Below are 25,206 nucleotides of genomic sequence, written 5' to 3' on the forward strand. Positions count from 1 at the left end.
AGTATTGTTCATTTCCAAAGATTAATTATTACCAATATTAATAGTTGTGCTCAGATGCTTTAACTCACTAAGATCATGTGAAATCACATGACGAATTTTTGCCTTCCCTTGAGAAGTCGATTCTATATGATAAAAAGCACAAAATTCTGCAAACGTTTGTTGGCTTTGATCAATAAACTGCCAATGCAAACAAACTAATGCAAGTTCAGTATTTATGTTATCAAAACTGCCATACGGCACTTTTATTTCTGCAACATTAGCAACAGATAACTGAGAAAATATTTCAAGCAGAGTACATTCTAATTGCGCATCATCAACAATATATTGCATTTCTTCTGGCGTGGTTAACGTGCAAGGCGTTTGATAGCAACTCGCTACCACAGCAAGATCTTGCTGAATAAAACCGGCAAGGTAACGTTTAAACAATGCGTTTATGTCTGCTGCAACTAACATAATATTGATCCCATAAAAAAGCCGGGAACACCCGGCTTATCATTTTTTTTTATTAGCTGATGATGTCTAATAATTCAACATCAAACACTAAAGCAGCGTATGGAGGTATTGCTCCTTGAGAGCCTCTTTCGCCATAAGCTAAATTATAAGGTACATGTAAACGCCATTTAGAACCTACTGGCATTAATTGTAGTGCTTCAGTCCAACCTTGAATTACGCCACCAACTGGGAACTCTGCAGGTTGACCTCTATCATAGGAGCTGTCAAAAACATCACCGTTAATGAATGTACCATGGTAATGCGTACGCACTGTACTTTGAGCTGTTGGTTTTTCCCCTTCACCTTCAGTGATCACTTCATATTGAAGACCAGACTCTAAAACAACAACATCATCACGCTTAGCGTTTTCTACTAAATAAGCTTCGCCTTCAGCCGCTTTTACTTTTGCTTCTTCTTGCTCTTGCTCTTGAAGTTTTTTTGAAACAACTGAAAAGGCTTCATTTAAATCAGCTTCAGATACTTGGCTATCTGCAGCTGCCATTGCGTCAGCTAAACCCGCTTGAACGGCAGTAACATCAAAATCTTTAAAAGGGTTATTACGAAGTTGATCACCCAGTTGACGGCCTACACCGTAGCTTACGCGTTGTTCAATAGTTTCAAATAATTTATCAGACATAATATTCACTTTTTTAGCTACCTACCTTTTACAGTAGATATGGATAGAAAATTCGCGCTAGGATAGCACAAACCATTGTATGTCTGTAGTCACAATCGGGCTCATTTTGTTATTTATTATAATTAAACTGGGCACAACGCTTTATCGCGGTATTGACGCCAAATAGGATTGGTTATTTGCTCCACCTAAAATATTTGTATAGAAAAGTCATAGACATTTAGAAAAAAAACTTTATTGTTGGCAATAATAAAAACAATTCTTTTGAAATATTCCAATGACTGAACACACCGCTACAACTGCGCCTACTAAAAACTTATTCAGCCTGTTTCCATTTGCTGTTTTTCTCGGCATCTTTTTAGGTACTGGTATCGTGCTAACGTTGCAAGGAGTTGAATTTGCCTTTTATCAACTTCCTGCGAGCATCGCTATTATTCCTGCCATCATTATTGCCATTTTTATGGGTAGGCAGCCTATTACTGAACAAATAGGACAGTTTATTAATGGCGCGGGCCACCCGAATATTATTACCATGTGTTTTATTTATTTATTAGCTGGGGCATTCGCTGTCGTTGCAAAAGCGACAGGTAGTGTCGATGCGAGTGTGCAACTTGGTCTTTCATTATTCCCAGACTTTTTACTGTTACCTGGTTTATTTTTAGTGGCCGCTTTTATTTCAACGGCCATGGGCACATCAATGGGTACGATTGCAGCAATTGCGCCTATTGCATTAGGCTTGGTTGAAGCTTCAGATGTCGATAGTAGTGTTATAGCAGGGGTGATTATATCTGGCGCTATCTTTGGTGATAATTTGTCTATTATCTCTGATACAACAATTGCATCAACCCGCTCTCAGGGTGCGAAAATGAAAGACAAGTTTAAGGTGAACTTCACTTTTGCTGTACCGGCTGCAATTTTATGCATTATTTTATTTGCCAGTATGGGGGTTACAATGCCTAGTATCGCCGCAAGTGAAACAAATCTCGTTGGTCTACTTCCTTATATTGCCATTCTTATACTGGCACTACTTGGCGTCAATGTATTTATCGTTTTAGTCATAGGTATTGTATTAGCTGCTGGTGTTGGTATGTGGCAAACAGATTACGCTTTATCAACCTGGATCAGTGATATCAATCAAGGATTCGCCAATATGCAAGATTTATTCATTTTAGCACTATTCATTGGTGGCTTAAGTGAATTAATCAAACGACAAGGTGGCTTAGCGGCATTAACAGACCTGGTTGAACGTATTGCAAGACGTATTTATCGCAACAATAACAAGCGCGCAGCTGGCTTTGGTATTGCTTGCTTAGCATTCATTTGTAACTTTTTTACCGCAAATAACACCGTATCTATTATTGTAACGGGTGAAACGGCTAAAGAGCTCGCAGAAGATGGCGCGTTATCACCAGCACATTCTGCAAGTATTTTAGATATATTTGCCTGTATTAACCAGGGCTTATTGCCATATGGCGCTCAAGCGTTACTGCTTGGAACAACATTGCAATTATCCCCATTAGCAGTAGTTTCACACGCTTATTACCCAATGATTTTACTGTTTGTAGCAAGTATTGCATTTTGGCGAGTGACAAAGAAATAACGTGATAGCTTATAAAATCAGTTATTTCTTTAATAAATTTTTGACACAAAAAAGGCCAGTAAACTGGCCTTTTAACAATAAACTATCGTTCAATTAATAAGTGTCACGAAACGATAATGCCGCTTCCATCACTGGGAAAATACGCGTTAAGGTTTCTTGATCTAACGCATTTCCTTGTTCATCAATAATAGTCACTGTTGTTTTACTATCATCTTCAATCGACTCGAGCACAAATTGATATTGTTGATCTGACAACTCAAGTACAGGAATGTCATCACCCCATAATTTGTCCCATAATCCAATATCTGGTTTAACAAAGTCAACATAGTAGATTTTTTTAGATTCATTAAGATCTGTAACAGTAAAGCCATAGTCTTCAAAGAAAATAGGCATATTCGGCCAGAGAGAATCTAAAGGCATTTCAACCGTATATGCGGGTTGCCCTTGAGCATTCTCAGCCATAGAAACTAGCTTTTGATTAGCACGCATTAAGCGATTTTCACGCTGTTGTTTTCGGTATTGAAAATCAACTTGTGCAACAATCTCATTTAGCATAGCCATTTCAGCACGTTCTTGATCAAGTAATGCCATTTTTTTCGAAGTACCAGATTGATCCGTACGCATATAGTCAACTAGCTCGACAGATAAAGCGACACTTCTTCCATGAGGTTTTGTTTCAAATTGATAGCGAAACCTAAAACTCTCTGTTAACTCGACTTCTTCAAATAACCAAACTCCTGATTCTTTCTCACGGTTATACCACTGAGATTCATAAATCAGGTTTTCTGCATCAATCACGTCTAGACCAACACCATCATCTTCAAGCTGAGTTTTAAGCGCCTGATAGATAAAATCAAGCAAATCGCGCTCTTCAAGAACTTGATCAAACCAAATTTTCGCGTTATGCGTATTTGATTCAACACGCGAAGAAGTGGCAACTGGCAAAACTAAAGAAGGCGCTCTTACGTCAACTTCACGACCAATAGAGCCCTGATGATTAATATTATCTGGCACCTCAAAGTCTGGCTTTTTTTTCGGTGCAGATAAATCTTTAGGAATTGATAATGTTTTTGCTTCCTTTATTTCGGCGTATTCAAAATCGCCGCTGGCTTGTTTTTTACTAACGTTACTACATCCTGCTACAGCTAATGCTACTAGCGAGAAACCAAAAAGCTTACGATTCATTCATACTCCAAACGTATACACTATACATGTTTATCAATCTTATTAATGTAAGTGACAAGATAGACGCTTTGTTTAAGACAAAGTTCATTTATTATATGGTTTAATTAAGGCTACATGGTACTTGTAGAGCTATGCAAACTCAAGAATTATTCTTGAGCTTAACATTAAATAAACTTAGGCACCTGAATCTTCAATTAATCTTAAAACATGTTGTTAAAGCGCGCTGACTCGCGGACATAGTGGTCTACATCAAAGGCCATCGAGTCAATTACTGACCAATGCAGAAATCAGAAATATTGACGGGTGCACTATTGTGCAATTTTCGGTACAATGCTGCCCCCTTTTCAACTGATATAGGTAAAAAATGTCATCACAGTATTTGGTACTAACTGTTATGGGACCTGATCGAACAGGTAGCGTTAGTAATTTAACAAAACTTGCTAGTGAATGTAGCTGTAATATTGTTGACAGTAAAATGGCAATTTTTGGCCTAGAATTTACCATGATCATGTTACTAAAAGGTAGCGCAAAAGCCATAAATCAGCTTGAAAGTAAATTGCCTGCTGTTGCCATCAAGCGTGATTTGATCACCATGATGAAACGAACCTCTGACTATAAACGGCAAGACTATACAGAACATTATCAAGTTGACTATGCTGGTATTGATCAGCCGGGTCTTTTAAAAGCTGTCACCGCTTTTTTTGCAACCCGAAGTATCGATATTTCTTCATTAAAATCAGAGATAGACCCTGAAACAAATCATATGAGTGCCATGGTACATATCGCGCTTAATGAAAAAATGCCGATTGAAGAATTAGAGAAAGACTTTTTTGCATTATGTGAACAAATTGATGTTCAAGGGCGTATTAGAAAAGTCACGCAACACTCTTTATAAATAGGAACTAAATTATGAAAACATTAACCGTTGGTGAAACTGCTCCCCAGTTCTCTTTGTTGAACGAAAATGAAGAAACAATCAATTTAGCCGATTATATTGGTAAACAGCAGGTGTTAGTCTATTTTTATCCTAAAGCCATGACACCTGGCTGTACTGTACAAGCACAAAATTTAAGAGACAGTAAAGCTGCACTTGAAAAGCACAACACGGTTGTTTTTGGAATTAGTCCTGATGCCCCTAAAAAACTAAACAAGTTTTGCCAACGTGATGAATTAAATTTCACCTTACTTTCTGATGAAGATCACCAAGTGGCGGAAGAGTTTGGAGTATGGGGCCTAAAGAAATTTATGGGTCGTGAATATGATGGCATTCACCGTATTAGCTTCCTTATCGGACTAGATGGTAAGATCAAACATGTTTTTGATAAATTCAAAACTAAAAACCATCACGAAGTAGTGTTAGACGTTCTTGCAAGTTAACTGCACCGCGTATTATCGCACTCCAAATCAGGGCAGTTATCTACTGCCCTTTTTAATGTGCTTAATATGTTATTGAGGCGTAGCAAACTCAGCACTTGGCCATGCATTTAGAACGGCTTTTACCAATGTTGCTAACGGAATAGCGAAAAACACTCCCCAAAAGCCCCACATACCACCAAAAATGATCACCGCAATAATAATGGTAACAGGGTGCAAATTTACCGCTTCTGAAAACAATAACGGTACTAATAAATTACCATCTAATGCTTGAATAATGGCATAAGCAATCATCACATAGCCAAATTCTGTCGTTACACCCCATTGAAAAAGTGCAACAACCATCACCGGAAAAGTCACTAACGTTGCGCCAACATATGGTACTAATACTGACAGCCCTACTAACACCCCTAACAACAATGAATAATTTAATCCTAAAATAGTAAATGTGATCGTCGATACTGCGCCAATAATAATTATTTCAATCACTTTACCGCGGATATAATTCATAATTTGTAGGTTCATTTCATCACCTACTTGAGATGCCATTCGACGTTCTTTTGGAAAAAATGACATAAAACTGGCAAATAATTCCTGTTTATCTTTAAGAAAGAAAAACACCATTATGGGTACAAGTATTAGGTAAATCATTAAGGCAACAACGTCTGAAATAGAGTTCAATGACGCTTGTAAAATCAACTGTCCCCAATCAATAAACTTTTCTTTCGTAAGCGTTAATACTGATTCAATTTGATCCGCTTTAATAAACTCTGGGTATCTTTCAGGTAAGGTTAATAAGTATTCTTGACCATGCGCCAACATCGCAGGTACTTCTTGTAATAAATTACTACTTTGTCGCCAAATAATCGGCATCAGGCCAAGCATGGTTACAAGGGTTATCCCGACAAACAAACAGACTACAATCACAGAAGACCATTTGCGCGAAAGTCCTAAATGCGATAAGCGATTAACCGGTAAATCCAACAGAAATGCAATCGCTATTGCAACCAGTATCGGCATTAATAAACCTGATAGAAAGTAAATAGCGATAAACGCAATCAATAAAATAACCACAAGTGTTACTGCTTGAGGATCAGAGAATTTATTTTTGTACCATTGAGAAAAGAAAGAAAACATATACTCACTTACCTGTTGTTATACGAAGTTCCGTCACCTTAACGTTAAGCTGTGACTGCTGAAAATGATAACCTTTTTGTTGAAGAAACTTTGGAATATCCGATAAAGAACCAGGATCAGATATTTGAATAATACAAACATCGTGTTTTGTTAATTTTTTTAACAAAACACGCATCTTCACTAAAGGCAAAGGACACTTGTCATTTGTGCCATCGTATTGATAAATCGTCAACGTTTAAACACCAAACCACACTTTCGTTTGATTATCTTATTTGCGACAATTGATTACAATAACATATATAATATATATTTAATTAACGATATGGTTTGATAAATGAATGATGCCCCCTCACCCTTCAATTTGAAAACGATCAATGCGAAGAAAAAGCAACTTGCTTGGGGAGACGTTCCACCAATTTATCAGCTAACCAGTAATGCCCTAAGCGATTTAGAAAGTATACTCACACACGGGTTTGAAAGTGCTTACCGGCAAATATTGGATAGAAACAGTTGGAATTTGTCATTATTAAAAGCCTATCAAAATGAAAAAGGCGATATTGTTGTTAAACATAAGCCTAAAATTGCATTACAACATGTTTACACAAAACACGATTACGAATTGCATTGTTTCCCGGTGATGAATGGTGAAAAGTTAGCCGTTACCTTGCACAAACATCCTAGGTGCCCTTTTATTCATTGGGTACCCGAAACGATGCAAATGCTATTTCGTATCAATGCTATTGTGTCTTTTATCATTTTTTCATATAAAAAAGGTGATCAAGCCGACTTAGCGCTAATTCGTTTTGCTCATAACAAAACAATGGAGCTAATTGATATTTTAACGGAATCATTTGAGGTCGTTGACGTCATAGGTTATAACATTGCTCAATTTTGCCAAGAAATTGGGCACCGAAGCCAAGTAGAAAAATGAGCGCTAATTTGAATAAAATCATCTCTTCAATGAAATCATCCCGCAGTATTCATCGTTTCTGTATAAAACCGATTTTACATTCTGCCCTAATTTCTTATGCACTTTTTACCACGCATATACACGGACAAGAAAATAATCGAAATGCGTTACCAGATATAGGTGCAGCAGGGATCAGCGTGTTATCCATCGAAAAAGAACGGCAAGTTGGCGATGCAATGATGCGTCAATTGCGAGCTACACAACCTATCGTTCATGATCCTATTCTAAATGAATACATTAACGATCTTGGTAATCGCATGGTACGCAATGCCAACGACGTAAATTACAGTTTCAAATTCTTTTTTCTAAACAATCAAGAGTTGAACGCCTTCGCCTTTTTTGGTGGTCACATAGGTATTCATACCGGTTTATTAGCTGCCGCAGATACAGAAAGTGAACTTGCGTCTGTTGTTGCGCATGAAATATCTCACATAACCCAGCGCCATTTAGCACGTAGAATTGAAACACAACAGCAAAACCAAACATTATCAACAGCAGGATTAATTTCAGGAGTGTTACTAACGCTCATTAACCCAACCGTCGGTATGGCTGCTTTAAGTACCAGTATGGCTGCTTCACAACAAGCGGCAATTAATTATACTCGCGGTAACGAAAAAGAAGCGGATCGCGTAGGCATTAGATTATTAGTAGATAGTGGTTTTGACCCAATGGGCGCACCTAATTTTTTTGGTAAAATGGCTGAAACGTATCGTTATACCAGTAAACCGCCTGCAATGTTACTTACACACCCTTTGCCGGAATCTCGTATTTCTGACGCACGCGTTAGAGCACAAAATTACAACACCCGTAACGTCAGACCTAGCTTAGCTTTCCACCTAGCTAAAGCGCGAATAGAAGCGCGCTATCAGGGTGAAGCGAAGAATAATATTTTAACGTTCAAAAAACGAATAAACAAAAAACAATATGCCTTCAAAGCCGCAGCCGAATATGCCCTCGCTGTCGCTTACTTTGAAAATAAAGAGTATGAAAAGTCACAACAGATATTGTTAGATTTACTTGCTGCTGATGAACATAACTTATTTTATATTGATGTATTAACGGATATCTATATCAACACCAAGAAATTTGACGCTGCATTTGAATTGTTAAGCAAATTAAATAAGCTCATGCCAAATAACCAAGTTGTTGCACTTAATTATAGTAATGCGCTTATTGAAGCTGAAAAATACGCAGAGGCTGAAACACTTTTAGAAGACTATCTAATTTTACAACCAGACAGCTACATTGCTCACGATTTGTTAGTCACGGTGTACCGAAAACAAAAGAAAATGGCAATGATGCATGCTACAAAAGCTGAAATTCTTGCTTTATTAGGGGGGTTTTCGCGTGCCGTTGATGAACTGCAAACAGGCTATAATTTCGCTGATGAGTCACCTTTGATTAGAAAGCGCATTAAAGCCAGAATTTTACAATTTCAATCTCAAGAAGAAAAACTTAAACGCTTAAGTAAATAGGACAATTATGTTAACCATTTATCACAACCCAAGATGTTCAAAAAGTCGCCAAACGTTACAACTATTAGAACAGAATAATGCAGAATTCACTGTAGTTGAATATTTAAAAACACCGCTCAATGCATCGGAAATTAAAGACTTATTATCTAAGCTAGAGGTTTCAGCTATTGAAATGATGCGTACTAAAGAAGCTGAATTTAAAGAACAACAGTTAAAAGATGCCGATAGTGAAACATTAATTAATGCAATGGCAAATACGCCGAAATTAATCGAACGTCCTATTGTCGTTAAACAAAACAAAGCGGTAATTGGCCGCCCGCCTGAAAATGTTTTAACCCTTTTATAAGTAGTGATTGATGAAGCAATTTTTTTCAACTCAACAACACAAAAAAATAGCCTTAACAGGCTATTTTTCGTTATTAATTTATATACCGTTATGGTTATTATGGTTAAATCCTTCTGACGAGCTTTCACCTACGCTAAGCTTAATATTTTTTAGTTTGCCTTTACTGTTTCCTCTGAGAGGACTCATAAAAGGCAACCCTTACACCTTTGCATGGTCAAATTTTATTGTCATGTGGTACTTTCTCCACGGTTTAACCACGCTTTGGGTTTCAGCCAGCGATTTTTGGTGGGCTATTATTGAACTAACCTTTGCCACCATGATGTTTATCTCTGGTACTTACTATGCGAAATATCGCGGACAAGAACTCGGTCTTAGTATTCGTAAGAAAAAAGATACAGATCAGACTAATTAAATGAAACATCAGTTATTAACAGCACATTAACAAATGTGTTAGTATTTTATCGCTAAATTTAACAAACATATGAAGTATTAAACGATGAAAAAAACTCTTATTACAATATCGTTAGGACTCGCACTTACCGCATGTGGCGGTGGTGGTTCCTCATCAACAAAAGCACCTACAACACCTACAACACCGCCGGTAAGTAGTACATCGGCAGAAGTTGTACAAGCAGAACAAACAGTCGCACTAGGTCAATCCACTGAATTAGTACTGTTAGCACCAGGTAGCACAATCAGTGATATTCAATGGCAGCAAACGGCAGGTAATACCCTTGAAGTTTATGCAACTACCAGTAAGGTTATTGGCTTTACACCAACGGTTGCCGGTGATTATAGCTTTGAAGTAACTTTTCGCGAAAATGGTGAACAATTTTCATTAACTAAAGATTTTAGCGTTACCAGTAGCGTGGCTGCATTAACTGCTCGACTTGGCCATGCGGTAGTTGAAGGTAATAGCGTTTCATTAATCTCATACGCACCTCAATTAATTGATTTAACAGAACAAGAGCAAGCAAGTTTAACGTGGACCAAAACTCAGGGCCCTGATGTTGAATATACTGCAGAAAGCACTGATGGTAAAGTTGCCGTTTTTTTTGATGCGCCGGACGTAAGCGAAGATACCCTGCTATCTTTTACCGTATCGGGCACGCTTAACGGTGAATCAGTTTCTGATGATATATCAATATTAGTTGAAAGCAGTACCACTGCCCTTGGCGAAAGAAATTACGTTCCATTTGACGAACGTATCGCTGATGTATTCTTATACAACGAAAATTCACCGGCAGGTCAAAAACTTATTGATTGTGTGTATTCAAATAAAGCGACTTACGGCAACTCATGTAATTTCAACCAAACGCCATTAATAGCACATATTTCTGAAACACCAACTGTTGACGACATTATGGATCGCGTGGTGGTTTCACACCAATGGATGGGCGATCAATTTAAAAAGTTCCTTGAACAGTATGACGAGCACGATGATTTTAAAAACCTATTAAGAGCTACAACTGCAGTTGTGCTGTCTTATGACATTCGTCCGTCATTTTATCACCCATATACTGGCGCAATTTATCTTGATCCAAGTGATTTATGGGAAACGCCTGCACAACGTGACACGATAAACCAGGCTCCTGATTATCGCGCCGGTTTTGGTAGCGAATTGCAATTTGAAATTCCATGGCGCTATGTTAAAGACAATCAATATGCCAGCTTCTACTACCCTATTAGGCAGCGTATTACTCGTAATATGTCAGCAGCAAAATTTGATTTTGCGTCATTACTGTACCATGAACTTGCTCATGCAAATGATTACTTCCCATCAACGAGTTGGGACGAGTTAAATGATAATAACATTACTTTCTTAACCCTAGTTAATCGACTATTCACTGATCAAGAAATTCAATCTGATGATTTACAACGAGCATTACCGCTAGATCAAGGCTGGGCAACAGGTCAGCAAAATGAAATGACCAAACTTGGTCAAGTACGTTTTCAAGATCCGACGTTAATTGAACCATACCAAAAAGACTATACTATGGAAAATGTCGCCAACTTGTTTAAAACAGAAGGTGCACCACAATTTTACAGCTATAGTTCAACACGTGAAGATTATGCGATTTTATTCGATGGTTTTATGATGAAAGCACGCTACGGTGTAGACCGTGATGTTGCGGTAAGCGACCAAGACTACGATGAGATTGTGTGGGGCCAACGTGGCCGTGAAGGCGAAACACAAATAAAGCCGCGCGTGCAATTTGTTACTGAACGTATAATTCCTGAATTTGCTAGCGAAGCAGCAAACACACTTGCAAACATGCCAGCAGCAACCCCGTTAGATCCATCTAAAAGCTGGTCAGAAAGTATCAATGTACCAGAAGATGCTAGCATTAGCGCTCACTCTTTAGCAGGGCAATTAGCCACTAAAGCTAAACAAATTGATACTAGGTTGATCCCAAAAGATGGGGAAAAGCGCCACGGTAAAGGTCGTAAATTTGTTTACTAAGCTTAACCGTTAAGTAACACTTCTTTAATAAAGGGAATAGTGATACGTCGCTGTTCCCTTATTGACGCTTTATCAAGGGTATCTAACGCAGTCAATAAGCTGGTCATGTCACGGTTTATTCTTGCCAATAAGAACCGCCCCACTTCATCACTAATATATAAACCACGTTGTTGTCCCCGACATTGTAAGGCTTCAAGCTTTTCATCGTCATTCAATGGTTTTATTTGTAACACATGTCCCCAACTCAAACGAGAAGTTAGATCTGGTAAAGTCAGGCCTAATTCATTTACCTCTCTATCACCTGAAATTATGATACGTTTATCATATTCTATGACTCGGTTATACAAATCAAAAACCGCTTGCTGCCATTGCGTATCTTGATTAATACATTGAATATCATCTAAGCAGATCACATCAATGTTTTCTAACCCCTGAAGCATCTCGGGAGATAACTGTTCTTTTTCAGTAAAAGAAAGACAAACTGACGATAAGTTCACACTTTGTGCAAAGGCGCAACAAGCATGCAGTAAATGCGATTTTCCAACATCGTTTAGGCCAAATAAATAGGTACTATGAATACTTGAATCAATTAACTGCTCTTGTGCAATAAAGCTTGAAAGTAACCTCGTTGCAGGCTCATTAATCGATGAACGATAACTCTCAAACGTTTCGTCGTCAGGTAATTGTACCGATAACGAGAGTTGTGGTGTTGGGCTCAAAGCGACTCCCAATAAAACAAAGGGGTACCTTGTAATGAACTAGGATCTAACGGATCAGCATAACGTTTAAGCGACTTGTTTAATTTAAGTGCCGCCAAAAAGGCTTGCTCTGAACCAAGTAAAGACAAGCTGAAACGTCGCTCATTGCCATGCGCTTTAACGAGTTTAACCGCTTTAACAGCAGAAAGTTGCGATAAAAACTGAGTAACCTCAACATACTTAGCTAAGCTATCAATGTTAGCCACGTCAATCACGTAATCTAAATTCATATCTGTCGTTACAGCGTAACGTTTTGCCACCATATCACTAATCTGACTTAACGTTTCAGCTAACAGTGTTTGTTTATTTTGACCATAAACACGTTCACCAAAATGTGGCAGTTGATCAGTATTCAACATTGACAAAAAGCTCCAATCTAGTGCCACCGTTGGTTGACAATCTTCGCTACAGTTAGTGTCTGGTGATAATTGTTCTTCTGACAACAAACTGTTATCCGATAAACGAACAACTACAATTGCTTCGGGTTGATAACGCATAGAAGCGCGTACAATTGGTCGTGTAAATCGGCCCCAAAGTTCATAGGTTGTGATTTGATTGCTATCAAGTAAATCCATTATCGGCAAGGTAAAGGGTAAACCTCTATTATCTTCAACCGCCTTGACAGTTTCATTAATCGGGTTGTTTGTATCGGCACTGATGATACGACGGGTTAATTGTTGTTCTTCAATTATCCATAAAACAATTTGCGGTCGTAAACTCCCCCATATGGGTAAGTTTGCACCAACAAATAATTGATTAATTTTACTTTCATCGAAAGTAACAACCAGCAAACTTTTACCGTTTTTTCGCTCATAACGAAAGTTATTCACGAAAGACTGATACCGAGCTCGTTGTTGTTTAATTATTGGGTGTTCTAAGATATCTGTTTGACCACTAATTTTAACCAACACAATATCCAATGCTTTTTTAAATGCAGTATTTCTTGCTTGTACACTTTGACTCGAAACTTCAACACTAGCTAAATATAGATCTTTTACTTCAACAGCATTAACGTGCTTAACGATAATTGTATTGAACAACATCACTAATAAAAACGGTATACAGCGCATAGTAAAGCCAACAAAAATTTGTTTCATAACCATTATGTTACCACAACAAATTGTCGCTAAAAATCGATAAATATCGCAAAGAAAAAAATAATTCATTGAAAAGATTCTCAGGGCGCTTTTGCACTGGTAGAATATGCGCTCTTTATCTCTGCTCGATGCAGCAGGCAATATCAAACGGTTATAAATGAGGTTTCTCCCGTGAGTGAAGAAAAACAGTCCCTAAGTTATAAAGATGCTGGTGTAGATATCGATGCAGGTAATGCACTAGTTGAAAATATTAAAGGTGCGGTAAAACGTACCACTCGTCCAGAGGTGATGGGTGGCTTAGGTGGCTTTGGCTCAGTTTGCCAACTTCCTAGCGGCTATAAAGAGCCTGTTCTTGTTGCAGGTACAGACGGCGTTGGTACTAAACTTCGTTTAGCAATTGATCTAAACAAGCACGATACCGTTGGTATTGATTTAGTAGCAATGTGTGTAAACGACTTAATCGTACAAGGTGCAGAGCCATTATTTTTCTTAGATTACTATGCAACGGCTAAATTGGATGTAGACGTAGCATCATCGGTTGTTAGTGGTATTGCAGAAGGTTGTGTTCAATCTAATTGCGCATTAGTCGGCGGCGAAACTGCTGAAATGCCTGGTATGTATCATAAAGGCGATTACGACATTGCAGGATTTTGTGTTGGTGTTGCTGAAAAATCACGCCTACTTGACGGAAGTAAAGTAGGCGCTGGTGACCAACTCATTGCTTTAGGTTCAACCGGCGCACATTCAAACGGTTATTCACTTATTCGTAAGGTATTAGAAGTCAATAATACCGATACAAATGAACTATTAGACGGTAAATCAATTGCTGAACGACTATTAGCACCTACCAAGATTTACGTAAAATCAGTGCTTGAACTACTTAAACAAGTTGATGTTCACGCGTTATCTCACATTACTGGCGGTGGCTTTTGGGAAAACATTCCTCGCGTATTACCCGATAACGCACAAGCAGTAATTAATGGTAATAGCTGGGAATGGCCCGTCATTTTTAACTGGTTACAAGAAAACGGTAATATCACACAGCATGAAATGTATCGCACCTTTAACTGTGGTGTTGGAATGATTATCGTCGTGCCGGCAGATCAAGTTGAAAACAGTTTATCAATATTAAACGCACAAGGTGAGAATGCTTGGCATATTGGTGAAATAGCAGAGCTAGGCCAAGGTGATGAACAAGTTGTGATCAACCAGGACTAATTCCACCATGACCTCTCGAATTCTTGTACTTATTTCGGGTAATGGTTCTAACTTGCAAGCAATCATTGATGCTTGCAAGTCACCAGATTATCCCGGGGAAGTTGTTGGTGTTATCTCTAATGTTGCCGATGTATACGGCCTGACAAGAGCTGCCAATGAAAACATCGATCATAGCGTATTATCCCACCGTGACTTTTCTTCGCGAGAAGAATACGACAATGCATTAATTAAGCTTATTGACAGTTACCAAGCAGATGTGATTGTATTAGCTGGTTTTATGCGAATTCTGACAGAAACATTTGTTAATACTTTCGCAGGAAAATTATTGAACATTCACCCTTCTTTATTGCCAAAGTATCAAGGATTGAATACTCACCAAAAAGCAATAGAGGCTGGAGACACCACTCACGGCGTTAGCGTACATTTTGTCACTGAAGAATTAGACGGTGGTCCGGTAATTTTACAGGCAAAAGTACCCGTATTTGAAACAGATACCGTGCAAGTGTTAGCAAGCCGAGTGCACGAACAAGAACACCGTATCTACCCGTTAGTGGTAAAATGGTTCTGTTCTGGAAGATTAAAAATGCAAGGAGATGCTGTAATATTAGACGGTGAAGTATTACCTGCTAGTGGTTACGCTAGTGAATAATAATTAAAACATAGAGGTAAATATGATTAAAAAGCTATGCTTAGCAACAACCATGTTATTTTCTTTATCAACGTTAGGTGAGCAAGTTGTAAACGAGACTAAATACAATGAGAGTATAGCTATATCGCCGTTTACTGCACAATACAGCATTCTTCATAAATCATCTCCTGTTGGAAAAGGCAGTCGTTCACTAAAAGCGCTCAGCAACGGTTTATTTGAATACAGTTATCAAACAAGCATTGAATGGCTGATCTTTTCTGATGAACGTGAAGAGCGCTCAATATTAACAGTAAATAATAATCATGTTACTCCGCTTGAATATCATTATGAACGTTCAGGTACTGGCAGAGATAAATCATATTTTTGGCGCTTCGATGTTGCAGAAAATAAAGCAACCGATGAAAAAAATAATCAACTGCATAACATTACTTTCCCTGAAAATATTCAAGATAAACTTAGTTATCATTTGCAGACGCGTTTACAGCTAAAAGAAAGCCCCGAGCAGAAAGTATTTGTATACCCGGTTATTTCCACCTCTGGTAGTATAAAAAACTACGTTTATCAATATGATGGAACCGAAGAGTTAATGCTACCCTACGGCAATTTACACACCATTAGATTAAAGCGTGAGGTAGTTGAGAAAAAACGTATTACCTATGCTTGGTTTGCCCCTGAACTTGATTATGCATTGGTGAAATTATATCAATCAAAATCAGGAGCCGAGCAATTCGAGGCCCAGCTGACAACCTTCACTAAACACTAAGATCATCACTTAGTCATGACTTTTTATCAAGGTTGGAGTCTGTCCCTTTAAAATAGGCTCCCCTAATTTAAACAACAACCATTCACCTGCTTGCATTTTATGCCAACGTTCATCACCCGTTAACGGCTGTGTTGCAATCACAGTGACAACATCATTTGCTGTGGTTACTTGTTGAAAATCAACCGTCATTTCTGCATCAATCAAATTTGCCTCACCAAAGGGTGCTCGACGAGTGATCCAGTGTAAGTTATTTGAGCAGTATGAAAATAAGCAATCGCCGTTTGATAACAGTAAATTGAATACACCCAATCGGTTTATTTTCTCACTCAGTGTAGCAATATATGCAAATAGCGCTTCATCATTGGGTTCTTCAATACCAAAGTGCAAGTGAATTTGATCAAGAATCCAGCAAAAGGCGTGCTCACTGTCGGTAGTACCTACTGGTAAATGGTATTTTACCGGTAATGTTTCTTTAAAGTCTTTCAACTGTCCATTATGAGCATATGTCCAGTGCTTCCCCCACATATGTCGCGTAAATGGGTGAGTATTTTCTAAACACACAGCGCCAGAATTAGCTTGTCTAATATGACAAATTACCGCCTCACTTTTAATCGGGTATTCTGTCACTAAGGTAGCAATAGGAGATTGAGCACTTGGTAACGGATCTTTAAAACTTCGACAACCTTTACCTTCATAAAAGGTAATACCCCAACCATCTTTATGAGGGCCGGTATTACCTCCTCGCTGCATTAAACCACTAAAGCTAAAGCAAATATCCGTGGGGACATTTGCACTCATCGCCAGTAACTCACACATAATATTAATAAATCAATAAGATAACTTAAAAAAGATTATAACACTGCAAAGGAAAATTTTACCGCTATATTATAAAAGAAAGCATTGAAAATAATTAAGAAGCGATCTATGCTTACTTAGTGGTCAGACCTCTAATTTATATAAAGGTGTAATGTGGAATTATTAACTTGGTTTATTTGCGCAATCGCCCTAACAGGCTTTATGGCGTACAATCGTGCCTCACTATCAACCTATACTCTATCATTTGCAATTTTGATGGTGTTAGGAACAGTATTTCAAGTAGTGTCATTTTTCGGCTGGCTTTTATTTGTCATCATCGCACTACCTTTCAATATTCGTGACTTTCGAAAGACATATATCAGTAAACCTTTACTTACTATGTTTCAGAAAATCATGCCTGAAATGTCGCGGACAGAAAAAGAAGCGATTGATGCAGGTACAACATGGTTTGAAGCAGATCTATTTCGCGGAAATCCAGATTGGCAAAAATTGCACAATTACCCTGCCCCTCGTTTAACAGCCGAAGAACAAGCATTTCTAGACGGTCCTGTTGAAGAAGTCTGTAAAATGGTTGATGACTGGGAAACAACTCACGACCGTGCTGATATGTCGCCTGAAGTTTGGCAATACCTTAAAGACAATAAGTTTTTCGCCATGATCATTAAAAAAGAGTATGGTGGCCTCGCTTTCAGTGCTTTTGCGCAATCACGTGTGTTACAAAAACTTTCTGGTGCAAGTACTGTACTTGCTAGTACAGTTGGCGTGCCGAACTCTTTAGGCCCAGGCGAATTATTACAGCACTATGGAACCCAAGAACAGCAAGATCATTACTTACCAAGACTGGTTAAAGGTGATGAAATTCCTTGTTTTGCCTTAACCAGTCCAGAAGCTGGTTCAGATGCCGGCGCAATCCCTGATTTTGGTGTGGTATGTAAAGGGGAATTTAACGGTGAAGAAGTGTTAGGTATGAAGCTAACATGGAATAAACGTTATATCACTCTAGCACCTGTTGCGACCGTGCTAGGCCTAGCATTCAAACTTCAAGACCCTGACGGGCTGCTTGGAGAAACAAAAGATTTAGGCATTACCTGTGCATTAATCCCTACAGATATAGAAGGTGTAGATGTTGGCAGGCGCCACTTCCCGCTAAACGTTCCTTTCCAAAACGGTCCAACTAAAGGTAAAGATGTTTTCGTACCGCTTGATTTTATCATTGGTGGGCCAAAAATGGCTGGCCAAGGCTGGAGAATGTTAGTTGAGTGTTTATCTGTTGGCCGCGCAATAACATTACCGTCAAATAGTGCTGGTGGCATAAAATCTATCGCACTTGCTACAGGTGCATATAGTCGAATTCGTCGACAATTTAAACTACCCATCGGTAAAATGGAAGGTGTGGAAGAAGCGTTAGCACGTATCGGCGGTAATGCTTATTTAATGGATGCCGTCACTACCATGAGCACAGGTGCTATTGATCTCGGTGAAAAGCCATCCGTTATTTCGGCAATTGCTAAATATCATTTAACAGAAAAAATGCGAAGTTGTGTTAGTGACGCCATGGACATTCATGGGGGTAAAGGCATTTGCATGGGGCCAAATAACTATTTAGCACGTGGCTATCAAGGTGCGCCTGTTGCTATTACTGTTGAAGGTGCCAATATTTTAACCCGCAGCATGATTATTTATGGTCAAGGCGCAATACGTTGTCACCCCTACGTACTAGCCGAATTAGGCGCCGCAAATAACCCTGATCCAACAGAAGCACTTGAACAATTCGATCACGCTTTATTTGGTCATGTTGGCTTTGCGATGAGCAACATTGTTCGCACCAAATGGTTAGCGCTAACGGGTGCACGTTTCACAAGCGCACCTTTTAATGACCATACTCGTCGTTACTACCAATTAATGCAACGCTTTAGCGCTAATTTAGCCATGTTATCTGATATTGCAATGTTAACCCTTGGTGGTGACTTAAAGCGTAAAGAACGCATATCTGCACGATTAGGCGACATTTTAAGTTACCTTTATCTTGCCAGTGCGAGTTTAAAGCGCTTCAATGATCAAGGTCGTCAACAAGGTGATATTCCTTTAGTTAATTGGGCAGTAGAAGATAGCTTGTATCGTACCCAGCAAGCAATTGATGAACTAATTAGCAATTTCCCTAACAAAGCCGTTGCCGTGGCCTTACGTTTGATGATTTTTCCGTTTGGCACTTGGTTAACTAAACCTTCTGACCTTACTGATCATCAAGTTGCTAGACTTTTACAAACACCAAGTGAAGCAAGAGATAGATTAGGTGCCGGACAATACCTCACCGATGACGGTGCAAATAACTTCGGCGCACTTGAAAGCGCACTTACTTTATTAATTGCTTGTGAGCCAATTTATGACAAAGTATGTAAAGCACTCAATGAGAAACTACCTTTCTACTACTTAGATAAGCTGGCTGAAAAAGGCTTAGCAGAAAAAGCGATTTCTCAAGAAGAAGCAGACATGTTGATCAATGCTGAAAAAAGTAGGTTACAAGTGATCAATGTAGATGATTTCGATAACAGTGAATTGGTTTCTGGCCCCTTTGCTAAAAGTGAATCATGAAATAAACTCAGCAACTAAATAGTTGTATAAAGCCTAAAATTAGCAATACGCTATTTTAGGCTTTTTTGTCTCTTTAACCTCTCTATGATCCTAAAAAGCAATACCCAAGTCGATAAAAAGCCAGTAGAATAAAGCGAAGTAGTGGTTGCTATAAACTTTGTAAGATGTTGTCATTTCTACCTTCTTTTATCTTAATGCCGTTCAGCTTTTCGCTATTTTGTTTAAATTTAGCGTTGTGCGGTTCATTTGTTTTTCTTGGTGGGCTCTGTAAATTATTACTGCCTTTTACCGCTTTTCATCGTGCTTTAGTGTACCCAATGAATTTTTTCTATCGCTTTTGGGCGCTTAACAATTACCTGCTCATCATTATCTTTAATCGGGTTTCTTGGACTATAAAGGGTGATGCAGCGTTGGATAAAAACGCTTGGTACCTGTTAATAGCCAATCATCAAAGTTGGTTAGATATCTTTATTCTTTCTCATTTTGCCCGAACACGAATTCCAGCCCCAAAATATTTTCTAAAAAATTCATTAAAAAAAGTTCCCTTTGTTGGCATGGCCTGCTGGGCACTTGATATGCCGTTCATGAAAAGGTATAGCAAAAGCTATCTTAAAAAACACCCACACCTTATTGGCAAAGACATAGCAACAACTAAGCAGTCTTGTGAAAAGTTCAAAAACCAACCTACAACCATTATAAATTTTGTTGAAGGTACACGCTTTACCAAAGAAAAGCATCTAAGACAAAAAAACAACTTTAAGCATTTACTTACACCTAAGCCCAGCGGTATTGCATTTACTGTTCAAGCAATGGGCGAACAATTTGATAAGGTATTACTGGTATCATTGATTTACCCTCAAAACCCAGGGCATATTATGAAAGATACGCTTCAAGGAAAGTTAAAAGAGGTGATCATCGACATCGAACAAATTAATCGCAACGAATTATTACAAGGCGACTATAATAACGATGTAAACTACAAACGTAACTTTCATCGATGGCTAACACAACTTTGGCATCTAAGCGACATAAAAATTAACAAATATTTGACAAAGTAAGCGCTTCCAAAGTACCGGTTTCATTGAACTAATACGCAAAAAACGTTAATTTACTGTTACATGAATTACACTGGAAGGTCTAATGTCGCAAATACAGGAACACAACGTTGTTAAACGCCGCTCAAAAGGTGAATTAACACGTCTAAAAATACTTAATGCAGCTATTGAAGTGTTAGCAGCAAACGGTATAAAAGGAACGACTCATCGCGCGATTGCAAACCAAGCACAACTTCAACTTTCACTGACAACATATTATTTTAAAGACATTCAACAATTGGTGAACGAAGCATTTTTACTCAGTTCAAGCCGCACCATTACAACGGCAACGAATGCTTGGCAACAAGTCTTTGAACTATTAGATAGCTACACGAAAACACGATTGAAAAACATGTCTGTTCGACGAGATCTTGCCACCACTTTATCAACCATAGCGTGCAATTATCTTGTCAGTAAAATTCAGGAAAATTCGGTTGATTTAGCAGTTGAACAGTTTATGTTTACCGAAGTTCAAGTGTCGCCTGAATTACAGCAACTAGCTGCTACACACAGAGCTGCCTTAATGGCCCCTTTTGAGAAGTTATGTGCTTATTTTTCACCGGAAACATCGACAATAGATGCCGATATAATGCTCACGGTGTTTACACAACTAGAATATCGTAATCTTGTTAATCCTTCAGCTGTAAACACTGCATATATCTATAGTGTTGTAGAGCGATTAATTATGGCGGTACTACGGGTCAAAAGAAAATAATTAACACGATTGTCTTTGTACAAAAGTTCAAAAAGAAGTAAAGTGTTTTTATACTATTTTTAGTTTTCGACAGAGGGTTTTGTGACATTTAAACAACTTGTAGCGGATCAAAAGGCATATTTTAATACGCTTGTCACTCGTGATATACAATGGCGTAAAACCCAATTGCGCCAAATAAAAAAAATGGTTCAAGATAATGAACAACGTTTCTTAGATGTCTTATCTGAAGATCTTGGTAAGCCGTCCTTAGAAAGCTGGATGACAGAAGTTTCCTATGTCGCAGGTGACGTTGATCATGTGATCAAACGATTAAATAAATGGTCGAAAAAACGAAAAGTGTCCACGCCTATTGTTGCACAGCCAGGCCGTTCATACATACAACCTGAGCCTTTAGGTAGCGTGTTAATTATTGGTGCATGGAACTATCCAGTGCAACTTGTATTAGCGCCACTTGTTGCAGCAATTTCTGCGGGTAATTGTGCAGTTATAAAGCCTTCAGAGCTTGCACCAGCAACCTCTGCACTTCTAGCTTCACTTGTACCACAGTATTTAGACAGTAACGCTATTTCAGTTGTTGAAGGTGCTGTTGACGAAACAACTGCGTTACTCGAACTGCCATTTGACCATATTATGTACACAGGAAACGGGCAAGTTGCACGAATAATCATGGCGGCCGCAGCTAAAAACCTGACACCCGTTACCTTAGAGTTAGGCGGAAAAAGCCCTGTATTTGTTGATCAAAGTGCTGATCTAAACATCAGTGCTCAACGTATTGCGTGGGGTAAGTGGCTCAATGCAGGACAAACGTGTATAGCCCCTGATTACATCATGGTTGAGCATTCTGTATTACCTGAACTCATTACTGCGCTAAAAAACCAACTTCAAACGATGTTTGGCGCTAATCCAAAAGAGAGTAAGTCTTACGGACGTATTGTTAATCAACGTCACTGTGAAAGAATTGCGAGTTATCTCACCAGCGGTGACATTGTTCATGGCGGCGATATTGACATTAATGAACGATTTATTTCACCAACGATAGTCGTCGATCCCGATTTAGACAGCCCATTGATGACAGAAGAAATCTTTGGTGCGATTCTACCCATTATTACGGTGAAAAATTTCGAAGCAGCGAAAGCAACGGTAATATCAAAAGATAAACCATTAGCTGCGTATTTATTTACCCGTGATAAAACTCAAGAACAACAGTGGTTAAACGAGATCAGTAGCGGCAGTTTATGCGTAAATGATGTGATCATGTTTAACGCTGTACCTGATCTGCCATTTGGCGGTGTTGGGCCTAGCGGAATGGGCCAGTATAGTGGTAAAGCAGGGTTTGATAATTTTAGTCATTTAAAATCAGTCCTTAAACGACCATTTTTAAAAGATTTACCTGTTCGTTTTGCACCTTTCACCTCTTTTAAATTTAAGTTATTGAAGCTTATTAGACATTTATAAAGTCACAATCACTAGATTGACGAACATGCAGCTTATCTGTTGATAACTCGTTGTTGTATCAGTAAGTCATTTGTTAAACATGTTGCAACCACACAGAAAATATAAAAGCGCCAAAGGCGCTTTTATATTTTCTGATAGTTTATCTACTGATAATTGTCTACAGTAACTCTTGGTCTAATTGCATCAATGTTTTTGGATCAGACATCATCGTTGCAGCAAGCGATTTAGTTCTAGGCAAAATTCGCTCAAAATAAAACTCTGCTGTTTTGATTTTTGCACGGTAAAAATCTCTGTTTTCAACATCACCAGCTAGCTTTTCATAAGCAGACTGCGCCATTTGCGCCCAAAAGTATGCCATGACGATATAACCTGAATACATTAAATAATCTACCGATGCTGAACCAACAAAATCGCGATCTTTCTTCGCTTTAAGAGAAAGCCTGAGCGTATATTGTTGCCAGTTGGCTACTGCTTTAGTCAACGGCCAGATAAATTTATTCATTTGGCGTTTATGCGGGTTACTAGAAAGCATACTTTTATCTTTACACCAACCAAGTACTTCCATTGAAAAGCTTTTCAACGATTTGCCTCGGCTTAATAAAATTTTACGTCCAAGCAAGTCAAGCGCTTGTATCCCTGTTGTTCCTTCATACAAAGTGGCTATTCTAACATCCCGTACTATTTGCTCCATGCCCCACTCTTTTATATAGCCATGACCACCAAATACTTGCACACCTAAATTTGCACTTTCTACACCAACCTCTGTTAGAAACGCTTTCAAAATTGGTGTGATAAAGCCAAGTCTGTAGTCTGCACGTTTACGTGTTTTTTCATCTTTTGCATGCTCTATTTCATCTGCAAGTTTCGCTGCATAATAGATCATAGCACGACCGCCTTCAGCAAACGCTTTTTGCGTCATGAGCATTTTTCGTACATCAGGATGAACGATAATTGGGTCTGCCACTTTGTCTGGTGCTTTTTTACCAGAAAGTGAGCGCATAGATAAACGCTCTTTTGCATACATTAAGGCATTTTGATATGAAAGCTCTGTGGCACATACGCCCTGTAATGCAGTGCCTATTCGTGCAGTATTCATAAAGGTAAACATACACTCCAAACCTTTATTAGCCGGACCAATCAACTCTCCTTTAGCACCATCAAAGTTAAGTACAGCCGTCGCGCTACCTTTTATCCCCATTTTATCTTCGATAGAGCCACATTCAACAGCATTTCTATCGGTAATGTCACCTGATTCACTAATGTTCATTTTAGGCACGATGAATAATGATATACCTTTGGTTCCAGTGGGAGCATCAGGTAAACGTGCTAAAACAATGTGCACAATGTTTTCAGTCAGATCATGCTCACCAGCAGAAATAAAAATTTTTGTTCCTGTGATTGCATAAGTGCCGTCATCATTAGGGATAGCTTTCGTTTTCACTTGACCTAAGTCAGTACCGCATTGCGGCTCGGTTAAGCACATAGTGCCGGTCCAAACCCCTTCTGTTAACCGTGTAAGGTACGTTTCTTTTTGTTTATCGCTACCATGTATATCAATCGTATTCATGGCACCATGACTAAGACCTGGGTACATTGCCCACGACCAATTCGCAGTCCCCATCATTTCTGATTTGATCATACCCATAGAAGGAGGCAACCCCTGCCCGCCGTATTCAGTGCCATGAGATAACGACTGCCAACCACCTGCAACATATTGATCGTACGCTTCTTTAAATCCTTTTGGCGTTTTTACTGCTCCATTTTCAAATTGACAGCCTTCCTTATCACCAGATTGGTTTATCGGTAATAGCTCTTGTTCACAAAATTTCGCGCATTCTTCAAAAATCGCATCAACAAGATCCGGAGTCGCTTCTTCAAACTCTGGAAACTTTTCATAATGTGGATAAAAGCTTAAAACGTCTTCAAATAAAAATTTTATGTCTGTAATTGGTGCTTTATATGTCAGCATAAAAGCTCTCCATTCTGGTATGACCTGTTATAATTATCCCAATACTAGATAACTCTACGAGATAAATCAACTGGTCTTACCTCTATATTTTAATCAAGCACTCAGCAATGAGTATTTTCTAAACGAAAAATTAAAGACTAATAGGCAAAACATTTTATAGAACCTGTAACGTTAACAGCTAAAGCATAGCAGGCATTAAGCTGAAAATAAGCGTGTTAGTAATACAAGAACTAATGTTTAAAGAGTATAGATGCTTTATAGAAAAGCGAAGATTAATATCAGTGATGATATTGAAAGAAATATTCGTAATATAAGGATATAAAAAATTGGCGGAGTGGACGGGACTCGAACCCGCGACCCCCGGCGTGACAGGCCGGTATTCTAACCAACTGAACTACCACTC

Annotated in this window: 24 protein-coding genes; 15 read left to right on the forward strand and 9 right to left on the reverse strand. The window is 38.6% G+C overall.

The genetic code is table 11. From position 1 onward, the window contains the following. Positions 1-21: 21 nt before the first annotated feature. On the reverse strand, positions 22-453 hold the full coding sequence (locus Q4489_RS15365; RefSeq protein WP_303481932.1) for a hypothetical protein: 432 nt from the start codon (positions 451-453) through the stop codon (positions 22-24). Positions 454-505: 52 nt separating this feature from the next. After that, positions 506-1,129 (reverse strand): FKBP-type peptidyl-prolyl cis-trans isomerase, encoded by a 624-nt coding sequence (locus tag Q4489_RS15370; protein WP_074496687.1) that lies wholly within the window; start codon positions 1,127-1,129, stop codon positions 506-508. A gap of 274 nt (positions 1,130-1,403) precedes the next feature. Here Q4489_RS15370 and Q4489_RS15375 point away from each other — a divergent pair, with 274 nt between their 5' ends. Next, positions 1,404-2,726, forward strand: a complete 1,323-nt coding sequence (locus Q4489_RS15375; RefSeq protein WP_303481934.1) for a Na+/H+ antiporter NhaC family protein — start codon at positions 1,404-1,406, stop codon at positions 2,724-2,726. Positions 2,727-2,819: 93 nt separating this feature from the next. On the opposite strand, the gene bamC is transcribed toward Q4489_RS15375, so the two are convergent. After that, positions 2,820-3,911 (reverse strand): outer membrane protein assembly factor BamC, encoded by a 1,092-nt coding sequence (gene bamC / locus Q4489_RS15380; protein ID WP_303481937.1) that lies wholly within the window; start codon positions 3,909-3,911, stop codon positions 2,820-2,822. 364 nt (positions 3,912-4,275) lie between these two features. Between bamC and Q4489_RS15385 the strand changes: the two genes are divergently transcribed. Together Q4489_RS15385 and bcp are read left to right on the forward strand one after the other, a co-directional pair. Beyond that, positions 4,276-4,806, forward strand: a complete 531-nt coding sequence (locus Q4489_RS15385) for a glycine cleavage system protein R (RefSeq protein ID WP_074496690.1) — start codon at positions 4,276-4,278, stop codon at positions 4,804-4,806. Between the two features lie 14 nt (positions 4,807-4,820). Further along, positions 4,821-5,288 (forward strand): thioredoxin-dependent thiol peroxidase, encoded by a 468-nt coding sequence (bcp, locus tag Q4489_RS15390; RefSeq protein ID WP_303481942.1) that lies wholly within the window; start codon positions 4,821-4,823, stop codon positions 5,286-5,288. Positions 5,289-5,357: 69 nt separating this feature from the next. Here bcp and Q4489_RS15395 read toward each other — a convergent pair whose 3' ends face one another. Beyond that, complete coding sequence (locus tag Q4489_RS15395) at positions 5,358-6,422, reverse strand: AI-2E family transporter (protein WP_303481947.1); 1,065 nt, start codon at positions 6,420-6,422, stop codon at positions 5,358-5,360. A gap of 4 nt (positions 6,423-6,426) precedes the next feature. Next, a complete protein-coding gene (locus Q4489_RS15400) occupies positions 6,427-6,654 on the reverse strand; it encodes a sulfurtransferase TusA family protein (RefSeq protein ID WP_303481949.1) in 228 nt (75 codons plus the stop codon). A 102-nt stretch (positions 6,655-6,756) separates the two neighbouring features. Between Q4489_RS15400 and Q4489_RS15405 the strand changes: the two genes are divergently transcribed. The 5 genes from Q4489_RS15405 (at position 6,757) to Q4489_RS15425 (ending at position 11,677) form a co-directional block, all read left to right on the forward strand. Beyond that, positions 6,757-7,353, forward strand: a complete 597-nt coding sequence (locus Q4489_RS15405; RefSeq protein WP_303481951.1) for a hypothetical protein — start codon at positions 6,757-6,759, stop codon at positions 7,351-7,353. Continuing rightward, positions 7,350-8,867 carry a M48 family metalloprotease gene (locus Q4489_RS15410; protein WP_303481952.1) on the forward strand — a complete coding sequence of 506 codons (1,518 nt, stop codon included), beginning with the start codon at positions 7,350-7,352 and terminating at the stop codon, positions 8,865-8,867. The genes Q4489_RS15405 and Q4489_RS15410 overlap by 4 nt, the downstream gene beginning before the upstream one ends. Positions 8,868-8,874: 7 nt before the next feature. Then, positions 8,875-9,213 (forward strand): arsenate reductase (glutaredoxin), encoded by a 339-nt coding sequence (gene arsC / locus Q4489_RS15415; protein ID WP_303481954.1) that lies wholly within the window; start codon positions 8,875-8,877, stop codon positions 9,211-9,213. 10 nt (positions 9,214-9,223) lie between these two features. Next, a complete protein-coding gene (locus Q4489_RS15420) occupies positions 9,224-9,625 on the forward strand; it encodes a DUF2069 domain-containing protein (RefSeq protein ID WP_303481957.1) in 402 nt (133 codons plus the stop codon). A gap of 84 nt (positions 9,626-9,709) precedes the next feature. Then, on the forward strand, positions 9,710-11,677 hold the full coding sequence (locus Q4489_RS15425; protein WP_303481960.1) for a hypothetical protein: 1,968 nt from the start codon (positions 9,710-9,712) through the stop codon (positions 11,675-11,677). Positions 11,678-11,679: 2 nt separating this feature from the next. On the opposite strand, the gene hda is transcribed toward Q4489_RS15425, so the two are convergent. Both hda and Q4489_RS15435 read right to left on the reverse strand, forming a co-directional pair. Next, positions 11,680-12,396, reverse strand: a complete 717-nt coding sequence (gene hda / locus Q4489_RS15430; RefSeq protein WP_303481963.1) for a DnaA regulatory inactivator Hda — start codon at positions 12,394-12,396, stop codon at positions 11,680-11,682. Further along, positions 12,393-13,532 carry a DUF2066 domain-containing protein gene (locus Q4489_RS15435; protein ID WP_303481966.1) on the reverse strand — a complete coding sequence of 380 codons (1,140 nt, stop codon included), beginning with the start codon at positions 13,530-13,532 and terminating at the stop codon, positions 12,393-12,395. Before Q4489_RS15435 ends, hda begins: the two co-directional genes overlap by 4 nt. 171 nt (positions 13,533-13,703) lie before the next feature. Between Q4489_RS15435 and purM the strand changes: the two genes are divergently transcribed. Genes purM through Q4489_RS15450 form a run of 3 tightly spaced genes read left to right on the forward strand, consistent with a single transcriptional unit; the run spans position 13,704 to position 16,162 of the window. Beyond that, positions 13,704-14,750, forward strand: coding sequence for a phosphoribosylformylglycinamidine cyclo-ligase (gene purM, locus Q4489_RS15440; RefSeq protein ID WP_303481969.1), 1,047 nt, complete (start codon positions 13,704-13,706; stop codon positions 14,748-14,750). Positions 14,751-14,757: 7 nt separating this feature from the next. After that, on the forward strand, positions 14,758-15,399 hold the full coding sequence (purN, locus tag Q4489_RS15445) for a phosphoribosylglycinamide formyltransferase (protein WP_303481971.1): 642 nt from the start codon (positions 14,758-14,760) through the stop codon (positions 15,397-15,399). 22 nt (positions 15,400-15,421) lie between these two features. Then, a complete protein-coding gene (locus tag Q4489_RS15450) occupies positions 15,422-16,162 on the forward strand; it encodes a DUF3108 domain-containing protein (protein WP_303481973.1) in 741 nt (246 codons plus the stop codon). A 9-nt stretch (positions 16,163-16,171) separates the two neighbouring features. Here Q4489_RS15450 and Q4489_RS15455 read toward each other — a convergent pair whose 3' ends face one another. Further along, complete coding sequence (locus Q4489_RS15455; RefSeq protein ID WP_303481975.1) at positions 16,172-16,978, reverse strand: class II glutamine amidotransferase; 807 nt, start codon at positions 16,976-16,978, stop codon at positions 16,172-16,174. Between the two features lie 153 nt (positions 16,979-17,131). Between Q4489_RS15455 and fadE the strand changes: the two genes are divergently transcribed. The 4 genes from fadE to Q4489_RS15475 all read left to right on the forward strand — a co-directional run bounded on the left by fadE (position 17,132) and on the right by Q4489_RS15475 (position 22,834). After that, on the forward strand, positions 17,132-19,570 hold the full coding sequence (fadE, locus tag Q4489_RS15460; RefSeq protein WP_303481977.1) for an acyl-CoA dehydrogenase FadE: 2,439 nt from the start codon (positions 17,132-17,134) through the stop codon (positions 19,568-19,570). A gap of 164 nt (positions 19,571-19,734) precedes the next feature. Next, positions 19,735-20,628 carry an acyltransferase gene (locus tag Q4489_RS15465; RefSeq protein ID WP_303481978.1) on the forward strand — a complete coding sequence of 298 codons (894 nt, stop codon included), beginning with the start codon at positions 19,735-19,737 and terminating at the stop codon, positions 20,626-20,628. An 82-nt stretch (positions 20,629-20,710) separates the two neighbouring features. Then, the gene (locus Q4489_RS15470) at positions 20,711-21,379 is read left to right on the forward strand and encodes a TetR/AcrR family transcriptional regulator (protein WP_303481980.1); all 669 of its coding nucleotides are present in this window, start codon (positions 20,711-20,713) and stop codon (positions 21,377-21,379) included. Between the two features lie 81 nt (positions 21,380-21,460). After that, a complete protein-coding gene (locus Q4489_RS15475; protein WP_303481983.1) occupies positions 21,461-22,834 on the forward strand; it encodes an aldehyde dehydrogenase family protein in 1,374 nt (457 codons plus the stop codon). Between the two features lie 157 nt (positions 22,835-22,991). Here Q4489_RS15475 and Q4489_RS15480 read toward each other — a convergent pair whose 3' ends face one another. Next, entirely contained in the window at positions 22,992-24,803 is a 1,812-nt protein-coding gene (locus Q4489_RS15480; protein WP_303481985.1) for an acyl-CoA dehydrogenase C-terminal domain-containing protein, read from the reverse strand. Between the last annotated feature and the right edge of the window lie 403 nt (positions 24,804-25,206).

The sequence above is a fragment of the Thalassotalea sp. 1_MG-2023 genome, from assembly GCF_030546745.1.
GTDB lineage: Bacteria > Pseudomonadota > Gammaproteobacteria > Enterobacterales > Alteromonadaceae > Thalassotalea_C.

What these genes read in the sequence shown, in the direction of transcription:
- Q4489_RS15450 (WP_303481973.1), top strand. Translation starts at nt 15,422, where the DNA reads ATGATTAAAAAGCTATGCTTAGCAACAACCATGTTATTTTCTTTATCA.
- bcp (WP_303481942.1), top strand. Translation starts at nt 4,821, where the DNA reads ATGAAAACATTAACCGTTGGTGAAACTGCTCCCCAGTTCTCTTTGTTG.
- Q4489_RS15455 (WP_303481975.1), bottom strand. Translation starts at nt 16,978, where the DNA reads ATGTGTGAGTTACTGGCGATGAGTGCAAATGTCCCCACGGATATTTGC.
- Q4489_RS15435 (WP_303481966.1), bottom strand. Translation starts at nt 13,532, where the DNA reads ATGAAACAAATTTTTGTTGGCTTTACTATGCGCTGTATACCGTTTTTA.
- Q4489_RS15470 (WP_303481980.1), top strand. Translation starts at nt 20,711, where the DNA reads ATGTCGCAAATACAGGAACACAACGTTGTTAAACGCCGCTCAAAAGGT.
- Q4489_RS15425 (WP_303481960.1), top strand. Translation starts at nt 9,710, where the DNA reads ATGAAAAAAACTCTTATTACAATATCGTTAGGACTCGCACTTACCGCA.
- Q4489_RS15405 (WP_303481951.1), top strand. Translation starts at nt 6,757, where the DNA reads ATGAATGATGCCCCCTCACCCTTCAATTTGAAAACGATCAATGCGAAG.
- bamC (WP_303481937.1), bottom strand. Translation starts at nt 3,911, where the DNA reads ATGAATCGTAAGCTTTTTGGTTTCTCGCTAGTAGCATTAGCTGTAGCA.
- Q4489_RS15365 (WP_303481932.1), bottom strand. Translation starts at nt 453, where the DNA reads ATGTTAGTTGCAGCAGACATAAACGCATTGTTTAAACGTTACCTTGCC.
- purN (WP_303481971.1), top strand. Translation starts at nt 14,758, where the DNA reads ATGACCTCTCGAATTCTTGTACTTATTTCGGGTAATGGTTCTAACTTG.
- arsC (WP_303481954.1), top strand. Translation starts at nt 8,875, where the DNA reads ATGTTAACCATTTATCACAACCCAAGATGTTCAAAAAGTCGCCAAACG.
- Q4489_RS15375 (WP_303481934.1), top strand. Translation starts at nt 1,404, where the DNA reads ATGACTGAACACACCGCTACAACTGCGCCTACTAAAAACTTATTCAGC.
- Q4489_RS15370 (WP_074496687.1), bottom strand. Translation starts at nt 1,129, where the DNA reads ATGTCTGATAAATTATTTGAAACTATTGAACAACGCGTAAGCTACGGT.
- Q4489_RS15465 (WP_303481978.1), top strand. Translation starts at nt 19,735, where the DNA reads ATGTTGTCATTTCTACCTTCTTTTATCTTAATGCCGTTCAGCTTTTCG.
- Q4489_RS15420 (WP_303481957.1), top strand. Translation starts at nt 9,224, where the DNA reads ATGAAGCAATTTTTTTCAACTCAACAACACAAAAAAATAGCCTTAACA.
- Q4489_RS15385 (WP_074496690.1), top strand. Translation starts at nt 4,276, where the DNA reads ATGTCATCACAGTATTTGGTACTAACTGTTATGGGACCTGATCGAACA.
- Q4489_RS15410 (WP_303481952.1), top strand. Translation starts at nt 7,350, where the DNA reads ATGAGCGCTAATTTGAATAAAATCATCTCTTCAATGAAATCATCCCGC.
- Q4489_RS15395 (WP_303481947.1), bottom strand. Translation starts at nt 6,422, where the DNA reads ATGTTTTCTTTCTTTTCTCAATGGTACAAAAATAAATTCTCTGATCCT.
- Q4489_RS15480 (WP_303481985.1), bottom strand. Translation starts at nt 24,803, where the DNA reads ATGCTGACATATAAAGCACCAATTACAGACATAAAATTTTTATTTGAA.